Origin of the sequence: Aquimarina penaris (genome assembly GCF_040786285.1) — a bacterium.
Lineage (GTDB): Bacteria > Bacteroidota > Bacteroidia > Flavobacteriales > Flavobacteriaceae > Aquimarina.
Genome location: NZ_JBFMKQ010000001.1, coordinates 885233 through 898738 on the forward strand (window position 1 = coordinate 885233; position 13506 = coordinate 898738).

Here is a 13506-nt window from a genome sequence, read left to right on the forward strand (position 1 = left end):
ATAGCGTGGTTTCAAAAACTACCCTGCCCTTATAAGGATTGATATAGAGAGATTTATGCTCAATTTTCACAGAAATCAATCCAACATGAAGCAATTAATAATTAACTTCTTACTACTTTTTGTTTTTTTAGGCGCAAAATCACAAGATATACAACCTCTTAAGTCTCCCGATGTTACTGCATTTATGAATGCTAACTACTTTCCAATGAATGAATACACCGGTAGTGCAAACATTACTATACCTATATATACCATTAATCTTGATGGATTAGAAATTCCCATTTCTCTTTCATATGATACTAGAGGTGTAAAAATAAACACCGCCTCCTCACGAGTGGGGCTCAACTGGTCTCTAAATACCGGCGGCCTAATATCAAAACAAATCCTTGGTTTACCGGATCTGGCATCCACATCTAAATATAATCAGGAAAAACAAATGAGAGTCTACCTGGAGTATGGTTACTTAAGAGGGTTGTTTCAGACATTACACTGGGACGAATACAATGTTCCTATCCAAAACTTAGATACAGAAGCAGATTTATTTTATGTAGCTGTTCCGGGCTTAACGACCAAGTTTAACCATGCAGGTGGTGGTGGTAAAGCTCTTGAGTTAACCAAAACGGGGTCTATTATCTATAGCCCTTTTCAGGATGAAGCTGGGCGAGAACAAATAGAAAACAATATCATAAACTTTAAAATAACCTCGCCACAAGGTTTTGTGTATGATTTTAAAGACCGAGAGTATGATGCAATTTTTTCTATTCCGTTAAAAGACGGTGATATGACCAATGACCTGGTTAATGTCCAATGGTACCCATACCTTACCGAAGAAGAGTTGAAAGGTTATTTTGAAAGCGCTCCTTTTTATACCTCATGGAAAAAATATATGAAACTAGACTCTTATTCAGCTGTACACACTTCTTCTATTACCAGCCCAATAAGCAAAAGGTCTGTTAAGTTTTATTATGCAGATGATTTTATTGTTGATAGCGAAAGGCGAATTGTTCGACAATACAAAAACGGAAACAGGGTATCGCAAACCAACATACCGCATAGTTATCATAAACAAAAGGTTATTGATAAAATTGTCTTTCCAGAAGGGGAGGTCTTATTTTACTATTGCAATGATCTAAGACAAGATATACCCAGTGCACGTAGATTGAAAAAAATCGAAGTAAAAAACAATAACGGTAATCTCATCAAAGGCGTTGTTTTTGAACACGATTATTTTAGAGGGGCAAGCAATTGCAATGAGCCCCAATGTTTACGCCTAAAACTTCAAGAGATTAATTTTTTTGACCAGGACGGAAACGTACTCCCGGGCTATAGATTTTCATATAACACTACTACACTGCCTAAACGCTATTCTAACAATCAAGATTTTACAGGGTATTATAATGGCAATCATAATGTACCTCTAACCAACTATATTCCACGTATATACTATAAAGCGGGTCAAAAAAAAGATTCATACCTCCCATTTCCGCTTTCTGGCTATAGTGTTCTAAACGGTACAGCGACCCTAGTGGCTAATGAAACCTATGCTAAAGCGGGTATTCTGAAAAAAATTACCTACCCCACAGGAGGAGCTATGACATTAGACTACGAACTAAACTCATTCAGATTCAAAAATACTCAGGTTAAAGGAGGTGGGCTTAGAATTAAGTCTCAAACCATGTTTGACAGCAATGGGCAAAAAGAACAAAAAATAAACTATACGTATGAACATGCAACAACTACCTCCGGACGAATTGCCGGTCTACCATGGTATATAGTAGATAGAGATTATGTTACAGACGAAGGAAAAAATGTAGTTGTAAACCAAGAATCTTTATCTATGCCAACAACAAACGGATCCCTGGTCGGATATTTAAGTGTAAAAATTGAAGAAGAAGGTAATGGCTTTATATACAATGAATATTCCAGCGCGAGCAGTCATCCTAATATATATGATGAAAATTTTACCATTAGTCAAGGGATTAGATGTTGCGCTCCAAAACCTGAGGATATCCAAAAAAAGATAAATGATGGATTTTATCCGCTAATTTATCAAGATATGGATATTAAAAGAGGAAAGCTATTAAACTCTTTTGTTTACGACGATAATCACAATCTTATAAAACAAACCATTAATCAATATAATCATAATGCTTATCAAGAAAAATCGGTTTCATCAATAATTGGTAAAGCCGATATCCGAAGTCGTTTTGATATTGGCGAAGGTCACCCTTATACCAAATTTACTTCTGATCTCTTATCTGAAAGTTATACGCTTAGCAGTACAAAAATCACAGAGCATCTTGAGGGAGGAAATGTAACAAATATGAATTCATTTATATATGATACAGAACGTCCGTTGCTAAAAGAAAAAAAGACCGTTATCAATAATGTAAACACAATTAAAGAAAAATATATATATCCTTTTGATAGCGACGTAGACCCTTCATCCCCTACAGGCAAATTATCAGAATATAATATCCTTACACCGATAGGAATAAAGCATTTTGAAAACGATGAGTTGTTAACTCAGGAGCATACAACATATGGTGACTTTGGAGATGGTAAACTTTTACCCGCACATACATCAATGTCAAAAGGAACGGGGCCCTTAGAAGTAAAAAAGATATTACACAAGTATGACAAAAAAGGAAATTTAGTAGAGCATTCACGACCAAATGGGACACCAATTTCAGCGCTCTGGGGGTACAACTATGAGCGTAAAATTGCTGAAGTTTTAGGCGTAACATATTCAGAGATTTTGACGGCATTAAATGTTGAGAATTTAGACTATTTACAATCAATGTCTAATAGCGATTTAGAACTGGAGCTTAAAAAACTGAGGAATCAACTCCCAAATGCCCAAATACACACCTATTTATACCAACCTTTAGTAGGAATCGAAAAAGCTACCAACGAAAAAGAAATCACTACTAGGTATGAATATGATGGATTTAATCGATTGATTAATGTAAAAGATGATTATGGAAATTTAATATCGGAGCAGGAATATAATTATAAAAGAAAACTAAACATTAGTATTAATAATGAGCCGTTACAGCTTAATGCTGTGAAAGGAGAGGAATGGGAAGTACCTCAAAATGCAGCACGAAGTATATTTATTATGTCGCTTACTGCTGCAGCAAAGGGAGGTGTGGGAAAATATAAGTATGAATGGACAGGGTTAGATCCAAATTTTGCTTCGACAAAATATATCACCGGAAGCGACATCAATTTTATTACCAGAACAGGTTGTGATATTGCCAGAGTAACACTTAAAGTAACCGATGCAAATGGAGATTTCATAGAAAAAATCTTTGATTTTAATCACACACAAGCCTTGCCATGTAGTGGAGGTGGTGGCGATGACTTTGACATCCCTTCCTGTTTTATCGCAGGTACCAAAATTCAAATGGCAGACAAAACAACCAAAAACATTGAGGAGGTGAAGATTGGAGACAAAGTACTTACCTATAATCTTAAAACTAAAAAACAAGAGATTGGAGAGGTAGAGAATGTGGTCTCGCCTATTCATCATAAAATGGTGATTTTTGAATTTGAGAACGGTGTTAAAAACACCAATACCTATGATCACCCTTATTATGTAAAAGGCAAAGGGTGGGCTTCATACCAACCAAAATTAACCAAAAAGAACTATGATCTTGATGTACAACAGATTGAAACTGGTGACACGGTGTTGTTATATCAATCTGATAATAAAACACTCAAAGAAATCAAATTAGTAGATCACAAAGAAATAGAGAAAGAGATCACTACTTATAACCTGGATAAAGTGAGTAAGAATCATAATTTCTTTGCTAATGGCATATTAGTGCACAATAAATCTTCTTTTACTCAAAACACATCTAAAAATTAATGCCATCATTATGAAAAAAATAATAACTATGTTATCCTTTGTTCTTCCATTACTGTGTATTGGGCAAACACAAACAGAAAACTATATTAAAACAATAAGCTATCAAACAGAAACCTCTAATAAAAGATATATAAATGATTATACCATATATTTAGATAGTTCGGATATTTTTTGGAGTCCATCCGGTACTCAGGGTGGTGCAAGTGGATCGATTAAAATAAAAGATGGAGTTTTAACCTTTAATTTTAGTGGATCCTGGTCTTCATCCAGTAGACTAAGAGTTGGTAGAATTAAGAAACTAAACACCACTCCCGAATCTCTTCCTGATACAGAATTAGGTGCAATTAAAAACAGTAATCAAGAAGATACGGGGTATTTCGCTAAGATAGAAGATGGTTATTTAGTATTCTATTCTCCGATTTATGTCAATAGTGTTAGTAACGTATTTACGACTCAGCTTGAAGGAACAACCATAAATAATTATGAGACTTATTTTGGAAGCGATATTCACAAATGTGTACCAGGAGGAGGAGGAGGCAGTAGTGGAAGAATATCTATAAAAAAGAACAAATTAAGTATAGTGTTCTCAGGATCCTGGTCGAATTGCGATCTAAAACTAGGAGAAATTACCTATATAAACACAAGGCCTATTGAGGATATGGAGCTGGGCGTGATCAAAACTTATGATGACTTAAAAACAGCGTACCGCGCTAAAATCGAAAATAATTATCTGATTTTTTATTATACAGGAAATCCAGGTTCAAACAGTATTAATATTACTGGTGTTAACACTCTTATTGAAACAAATATATCTGCACCAATTATTTACAACCTAGAACTTAGTGGGTCAGACATTATTGACTGTTCTAATGGCGGTGGCGGTGGTGCAAGTGGTGAACTAACCATACAACACAATCGTATTAAACTTAGATTCAGTGGAGGCTGGTCTTCTACATGCAGTTTAAAACTGGGACAGATTAAACAGTTAAGCGGTACACAATATCCAATACCCAATACTGTGCTAGGTGACATTACTGACAGAGACGGAAATAGCACACCCTATGGTGCTAAAATCGAAAACAAGTATTTGGTGTTTTATAAAAAGCCAATCATCCCGGACCCCCCAACTAATGCAAATGGAAACTTTAACGTGAAAGTTGGAATCAAAGATGATGATAAAATAATTACCGTTGATTATGCTAATGGTTTAGGAAGTGCCAAACAATCTATCGCAGTTAGATCGGGAGGAAATAAAGAAGACATTATATTACACAAAGCCTATGATCAGTTTGGAAGGCAAAATAAACAATATTTACCATTTGCTTCTTCATCTTCTCGAAATGGAGCCTTCTATTCTAACTCTGTGGATCGAATTAATTCGTTTTACAACACGTCGAAGTATGAAAACACTACCAATCCATATACTGAAACCGTTTATGAATCTTCTCCATTAAACCGAGTATTTGAAAAAGGAGCTCCAGGAACACCATGGAAAGTCAACAGAATTAAAGACACTGATCATACCACCAAAATTGTTTATGCAACAAATAGTGCCAATAGTGTAGTAAATTTTAAAGTTACGTATCAAAGTGGAGATACTTCGTTTAGTCCAACTCTAGAAAAAAACGGGTTTTATGCTACTAGCGAGTTATATAAGACAATCACCAAAAATGAAAACTGGCAACCAGGGCAGCAATATCCTAAAAATAATACTATAGAGGAATTTACAGATAAGCAAGGGCAGGTCATTTTAACTCGTACTTACAATAATAATATTACCCATGATACCTACTATGTTTATGATAAATACGGAAATTTAATCTATGTCATTCCTCCAAAAGCAATAATCTCAGATGGGGTATCAAACGGTGAGCTTGCCGAATTATGTTATCAATATAAGTATGACATTAAAAATAGATTAGTCGAAAAAAAGATACCCGGAAAAGGGTGGGAATACATTATTTATAACAAACTCGATAAGCCCATCATGTTTCAGGACTCCAATCTAAGGGCCGAAAACAAGTGGTTATTTACCAAATACGATGCCTTTGGTAGAGTTGCTTACACAGGTATATTTCATCATCAGATACCCGGAAGAGAATTTTGGCAAGACTTTTCAGAGGATTACAACATACAACATGAAAGTAGAATTTATCCGGGAGAAGAAAGAAAAGGTACATTGATGTATTATACTTTAGTGGCTTTTCCTCAAGATTTTCTTGAGATCCATACCATCAATTATTATGATGATTATAATTTTGATTTATCTGGAGGAGATAATCCAAACACTATATATAATCAGGCCGTAAGTAATAATCCTAAAACATTACCTACCGGAAGTAAAGTACGTGTTTTGGGGACCAATGAGTGGATTACAACTGTAAATTATTATGATAATAAGGCAAGATTAATTTATAGTTATCAAAAAAATGACTACCTCAAAACTATAGATCATACTAGTTATAAAGTAGATTTTGCTGGCAAAATATTGGAGGCCAAAACCTCTCATAAACTACATACAAATCCTGCTTTAATTACTAAGGATAAGTTTACTTATGATCATATGAGGAGGTTGATTTCACAAACTCAAAAAATCAATAATCAACCAGAGGAGTTTATTGTACAGAATGAATATGACGAATTAGGAAAATTAATTGCAAAAAAAGTGGGTAACAACCTTCAAGATGTAAGCTACAAATATAATATCAGGGGTTGGTTAACCCAAATTAATGATCCCGATACCCTGGGCGAAGATCTTTTTGCATATAAAATCAATTATAATGATCCCACAGGTACAACAACTCCTCTATATAATGGCAATATTTCACAAACTGAATGGAAAACGGCTAATGATAATGTAAAGATGCAATATTCATATACATATGATGCTTTAAACAGGATTACAAAAGGAATTCATAATTCCGGAAAATATAATCTTACCGATGTAAATTACGACAAGAACGGCAACATTTTAAGACTTACTCGTACAGGTTGGCAAAATGGAGTAAGTTTTGCTAATATGGATCGTTTATATTATTCGTATGATCAAGGTAACAAATTGTCTAAAGTTGTTGATACCGGTAATGATAATTATGGATTTAAAGAGGGTGCCAACCCCGATAACGATTATGTCTACGATGAGAATGGCAATATGATAAAAGACAGAAATAAACGTATTACCAATATTCAATATAATCATCTTAATTTACCCACAAAAGTTACTTTTGCAGAGGTAAATAAATACATAGAATATATGTATACTGCATCTGGAATAAAGGTGTCTAAAAGGGTTATTGACCAGAATACTACTAGTACTACAGCATATGCTGGTAATTATATATATAAAAACAATGAATTAAAATTCTTTAACCACCCCGAAGGATATATTGAGCCCAATACTACAGGTGGGTTTGATTACATTTATCAATACAAAGACCATTTAGATAACATTCGCCTAAGTTATAGTGATGATAATAAAGATGGAGCAGTTACCCAACAAGAAATTCGCGAAGAAAATAACTATTACCCCTTTGGTCTAAAGCATAAAGGATATAACAATGTTGTAACAGGGCAAGATCATCAATATGGTTTTGGAGGCAAAGAAGAACAAAATGAGTTAGGCCTGGATTGGATCGACATTACAGCACGAAATTATGATCCTGCATTAGGTCGATGGATGAACTTGGATCCTCTGGCAGAACAAATGCGCAGATATTCGCCGTATAATTATACATTTAATAATCCAATATTTTTTAGTGATCCCGATGGGAAAAAGCCTAAACCATCAACTAATCCTATTTATGTATATAGAGGAAGTCATGGGCAGATTAACATTAAATACTTTACTACTGCAGAAAGAATAGCCGCTAATGTTTATAAAGAAATCGCAACAAGTGCATTGGGTTGGGTTGGTGTAGGGCTTTCTGTTATTGATGCGACTTCAAACTGGCGTAATCAGTCTGCTCTTGAAACCACAGCCAAAGTTATAAGACCACCTGTTTCGAAAGCAACATCTAAAGCTTTTAATTGGTTTGAAAAGGGTTATTATAATGATGGTTATCGTCCTACAGGAACATTAAATTATGGCAATGCCAATAGGTTCTTTTTAAAACCTCTTACTAAAGGTTTAGGGTATTCAGCTGCTGTTATGGAAGCATTGGATAGTAATCCAACAAGACAAGAAACACTGGCAAAATATACAGTAGAATTAGTAAAAGGCTTTTCTGACGGCAGAGCAACATCTAATATTACACATGAGTCAATATTACATACCGAAGGCTTATTCAAAGATGTAAAAGAGGCACAAAGAGCTGTTGGTATCATATACAACGCTCTAGATCTATATTTACAAAATTTTGATTTAACGGATCCTGATGACACGGTTGATATTTATAATAATGCCATTGCACCCTATGCAGGTCAAATAGTTGGAGATTATATATCTAGCTTTTTTGCTTCAGACAATAGAGAATACTTAGGAAGGCAGGGACAGTTAAGATTACAAAGGGATATGGGTAGATTCAACAAAGCAATAAACAGAACAAATTGATTTTTAAATAAGACAACTCACATTTGTATATCTGAGCGTATTCTAAATAAGGAAACAACTGTAGATACAAACCTACAGTTGTTTTTTTGTGTTATTTATTCAGGATAACGCATAAACCAAATCTTGATATATCTCAAGATTATAATTCCATAAGCCGGATTTGTAATCTGATTTTGTAAAAGGATTGTTGGGGTTAGAAAAAGCCCCAGATTTTAAACTAAAATATCCTTTAAAATATACTATGGGCTATCCTCTCAGGAAATCACAAATTAATTAAAACAAAAATGTCATTGTTGAGTAATTTGCAATTATTCTTTATTTATATAGAAACAAAGTTTTGATTCGCTTTAGAAATAGAAAAAAGAAGTTTAGAAAGTAAGAATCATGATTCAGAAGTTGAGATGGGTTATGATTAGAAACAATACGTACTTTGACAATGAATCATTGATAAATATTTAAAAAACAAAAACATGCTAAAAAACATTTTAAATTTAGAAGGAGCGAAAACCATAAACAGAAAAGACCAAAAGGCTATTCAAGGAGGGTTTGGTAATTATTACCCAAGAACCGAAGAAGAATGCCTGCAATGTGGTGGTGAATGGGGAGCTTTTGCTTTTGGACCAGGAGGGTTATGTGCATTATCAAGAAATTCTCCTTGCGCGTAAATACGTATCGTTGGTACAGATGATTAGAATAAATGATGCAATAGAAGGCTGCCTAAAAGGGCAGTCTTTTTTATTGGTTGCATTATGATTTAGAAACCCAACGCTCTGATTCAGAAATTGATATAAGGGTTCCAGAAATCAAAACCTCAATTCTAACCTTTATTTGTTCATTTTAGATATATAATACATCAACCCTAAATCAAAATGATCATGAAAAACTACATACAGCTATTGTTAGTCTTTACGCTATGTATATGTTCTTGCGTCAAAGATGACATCGAGAAGCAGGTTATTAAAAGCAATGCTAAGCAAATCACCGAGTTTATTTTTTCATCGTCAGAAAATGATGCATTAGATGAGGATTTGGTGGCCAATATTAATGAAGCGGCAAAACAAATTGCTGTAACAGTTCCTTTCGGAACAAAACGCACTTCATTGCAACCCAATATTACTGTTTCTGAAAAATCCAAGGTTACCCCTGATACTGGAGTTGCACAAGATTTTACAACTCCGGTATTTTATAAAGTTATAGCAGAAGATGGTTCTACACAAGAATATGAAGTGATGATTGCTGAGGCTCAAGAATCTGATAAACAAATCATTTCTTTTGTTTTTATGGCCAATCAAAATGATGGGTTACAAGACGATATTCATGCAGATATTAATGAATCCGAAAAAACGATTACCGCTATAGTACCTTATGGCACCGCTATAGATGCCCTAACACCCAAAATTTCGACTATAGTGGGCGCTTCAGTAAGTCCTGGCAGTGATACCACACAAGATTTTACCAATACAGTTAATTATTCGGTTACTGCACTCGATGGTTCTACAGAATCTTATGTGGTAAAGGTTATTGTTGCAGGTAAAGAAATTTTGATTTATCCCAAGGCATTTCAACGTATAGAAAATATAGAACCTGGGAGCAACTTAATCTTGCAACCTGGTATTCACGGAGAAGTGGTATTTAAAAATTGTAAAGGTACCATAGATCGTCCTATAACGATTAAGAATGCACCCACAGGAGATGTAGTGGTCAACCCGAGATATTATAGAGACCAAGGAAATAATGTAAGTTTTTCATGGCGATTTATGGAAAGTGCATTTATTCACATCCAAGGAAATAATAATTCTGCCAAATGCCACGGGATCGAATTTAGAGAAATGCAAATCCATACACATGAGTGGACCAATAGTATGCTGGTGGCCAATTGTAGGTTTATTAAGGGCTCTAGAGCCTCTAATGGCAATGGTGTAGCCAGTGTGAGCATTAAAGTACCTTACCTGGGAGTGGGCGAAAAGGATCCCGATCGGTATGCTAATTTTGTGCAAGAATATGCTATTGTAAAAAACTGCTATTTCGATGAACCCTCGAATGAGGCCATCTATATTGGTAATACCTACAACATTTATCACCTTACCAAAAAGGTAGAAATTACCAACGTATATGTTAAAGATTCGGGGAGAGAATGTATACAGGTATCTAATGCATTACAATATAAAGCCGCTAACCTAACCCTTATTGGTTCTGGTCTTAATAATGAAACCGGGGCACAGATGAATATGTTTCAGGTGGGGAACTCTAGCGGATCATTAGAAAATTTTGTGTTTGTTAATGCAGGAGAATATCCAATTATTGCTTTTACTAAAGACTTCAAAATAAAAAATGGAGCTATTTATAATGCCCAAAAAAGTAGCATCTTTCTGGGTAAATTCGCAATACGATACCCCGATTCTACCATTCCCGATAATCCTGTAGAAATCTCTAATGTAACGATCCAAAATGGAAATACAGCTTTGGTTGAGGTGGCTACCGATGAGATGCCAATAATGCTTAATAATAATTCTGTGAGCAATACAATTAATGAGCATTATATCCAAAATGGGTTAAACACAGACCAGGTGAGCTCTACCAACTTTAGTCAAAATAGTGCTATTCCGTCTTTTCAAGATACTAACAATTCATTCTTCAACACTTTAGGGTATAAAGAAGCCAATTGTGATTAATTACCCATGTAACATAAAAGTCATCGGTTTTTGACAACCTACTGTTTAGGAATGTCTTATAGTTTTGCGCTTTCAAAATTCTCACAAAAAAATTAAATGTTTTAGGGGTAAGAAACTCAATAGAAGAGAACATAGTAGTAAACGTAAACCCAAAATAAGTAAGAACCCATGAAAAATTATTTAAAATTACTTGTAGTACTAGCATTAGCATTTACTTCGTGTAGTAAAGATGATGATGCAGGAGGAGTTACCCTAAGCAATCAAAAACAGATTACAGAGTTTAATTTTTTGACATCAGAAAATGAAGACTTAGACATTGACATTATTGCTACCATTAACGAAGAAACAAAAAAAATCGAAGCTACTTTTCCTTTTGGAAGCTCGGTTAAAAATTTAAAACCAAATATAACAGTTTCAGAAAAAGCGGGTATTACACCTAATATTGATGAAGAACAAGATTTTTCAGGTCCAGTTATCTATACGGTTATGGCCGAAGATGGCACCACTCAGGAATATGAAGTGGTAGTAACAGTTTTGCAAATGACAGAGCGTGATGCTTTGATAGCCATTTACAATGCAAATCCAAACAATACATTAGATTGGGATGTCTCGCAAAATGATATATCCAACTGGGAAGGAGTTACCGTAGAGGATGATAGAGTTGTAATTTTAGCTATGGTAGACAAGGGAATAGAAACCTTGCCACAAGAAATAGGAATTTTAATTCATCTTAAGGCTTTAGTACTACCAAACAATCAGATTTCTTCTATACCTGTTGAAATTAAAAGACTAAATCAACTTGAAACGCTAAGGCTAGAAAATAACGATTTGACAAATATCCCTTCAGAGATAGGTAACCTCTCTTCGCTTACATCTTTAAACTTAAGTTTTAATACTATCGAACTTATACCATTAGAGATAGGAAATTTGACCAACCTTAGTAAGTTATATATACATTTCAACAAATTATCTTCGATCCCTGTAGAGATAGGAAAGCTTATTAATTTGGAAGATTTCTTTTTAAATAATAATCTTATTGAATCAATACCCACAGAAATACAAGAGCTTTCTAAAATTAGACTGCTTGTCTTAAGAAATAATTTACTTACCGAAATTCCTGTAGAAATAGGAAACCTAAGTACACTTACAGAGCTTTATATCGAAGAGAATTCATTACGCGTTATTCCCACAGAAATAGGAAACCTAACCAATCTTGAGGAGTTATATGTTTATGACAATAAACTAGTTAGCTTACCGAGTGAAATAGGAAACCTAACGTCATTAAGATTTCTTCATTTTTATGACAATTCAGAATTAAAAATAGTTCCTCAAAAGGTTTGTGATCTAGAAAACTCAGGAACAGAGATTAAAAAAGATGACACAGCTATCTGCAAAACCCCTTCAAAAGACTATTTAGCCCTAAAAGCTTTTTACGAGGCAAATCCGGGTCTACTTTCATGGAATATTCAGGATCAGGATATGAATGGTTGGGAGGGTGTACGCTTTAATCTCGAAAGAAAGGTAGTCGAATTGATTCTTCGTGATAAGCAACTTATTAAACTACCTAAAGAAATAGGTGAATTAACGGCAGTAAAAGCATTGATTGTTGATGGGAATAATTTTGAAGAAATGCCTTCAGAAATTGGCAACCTTGTACTATTAGAAAGGTTGTGGGTATCTCGAAATAAAATAACAAGCCTTCCTGTAACTATTGGTAATTTAACAAAATTAACAAGCTTTTTAGCATTTGACAACCGCATCACTAATTTACCTTCAGAAATTGGTAATCTTACATTGTTGGAAACCCTATGGATGCAACAAAACCAGATTACTACAATTCCTTCAGAAATTGGCGAACTTATAGCTTTAAACGACTTATTCTTAGGTGATAACCTAATAACTTCTGTTCCAAAAGAAATAGGAAACTTGAAAAACCTAACTTCTTTAGTGCTTGGTCAAAACCAGTTCACTTCGCTACCCTCGGAGATGGAAAATCTTACAAATTTGACGAGCCTTAGCCTAATAGGAAGCTCAAACAAACAAAAACTAAGCGCTATACCAGCTTTTGTTTTTAAACTAATCAAATTGAAGAGTTTATCCTTATCTAGAAACCTACTAACCTCAATTCCTTCAGAAATTGGTAGTTTAATAAATTTGGAAGTTTTGTTATTATCTCAAAATAGTTTACCAACACTTCCAGCAGAAATTGGCAACTTAAATAGTCTTTTTACCTTAAACGTATCAAATAATCGCTTGACCTCAATTCCTGCGGAATTGGGAAATATTACAAGTCTTAACTTCTTAGAAATACGATTTAATCCACTTACAACGATACCCCAAGAAGTTTGTGATCTCGAAAACACGGGAACTACAATTAGAAAGGATGATAAAGCTATTTGTCGATAGTAACT

At 34.4% G+C, this 13506-nt stretch carries 5 protein-coding genes; all 5 read left to right on the forward strand.

From position 1 onward, the window contains the following. The first annotated feature begins 85 nt into the window (after positions 1-85). The 5 genes from ABW637_RS03555 to ABW637_RS03575 all read left to right on the forward strand — a co-directional run bounded on the left by ABW637_RS03555 (position 86) and on the right by ABW637_RS03575 (position 13501). On the forward strand, positions 86-3874 hold the full coding sequence (locus ABW637_RS03555; RefSeq protein WP_367583256.1) for a hypothetical protein: 3789 nt from the start codon (positions 86-88) through the stop codon (positions 3872-3874). Positions 3875-3884: 10 nt separating this feature from the next. Next, a complete protein-coding gene (locus tag ABW637_RS03560) occupies positions 3885-8423 on the forward strand; it encodes a DUF6443 domain-containing protein (RefSeq protein WP_367583257.1) in 4539 nt (1512 codons plus the stop codon). 470 nt (positions 8424-8893) lie between these two features. Then, positions 8894-9088, forward strand: coding sequence for a hypothetical protein (locus ABW637_RS03565; RefSeq protein WP_367583258.1), 195 nt, complete (start codon positions 8894-8896; stop codon positions 9086-9088). A gap of 210 nt (positions 9089-9298) precedes the next feature. After that, the gene (locus ABW637_RS03570) at positions 9299-11095 is read left to right on the forward strand and encodes an SGBP N-terminal domain-containing protein (RefSeq protein WP_367583259.1); all 1797 of its coding nucleotides are present in this window, start codon (positions 9299-9301) and stop codon (positions 11093-11095) included. A gap of 168 nt (positions 11096-11263) precedes the next feature. Then, complete coding sequence (locus tag ABW637_RS03575; protein WP_367583260.1) at positions 11264-13501, forward strand: leucine-rich repeat domain-containing protein; 2238 nt, start codon at positions 11264-11266, stop codon at positions 13499-13501. Positions 13502-13506 lie beyond the last annotated feature (5 nt).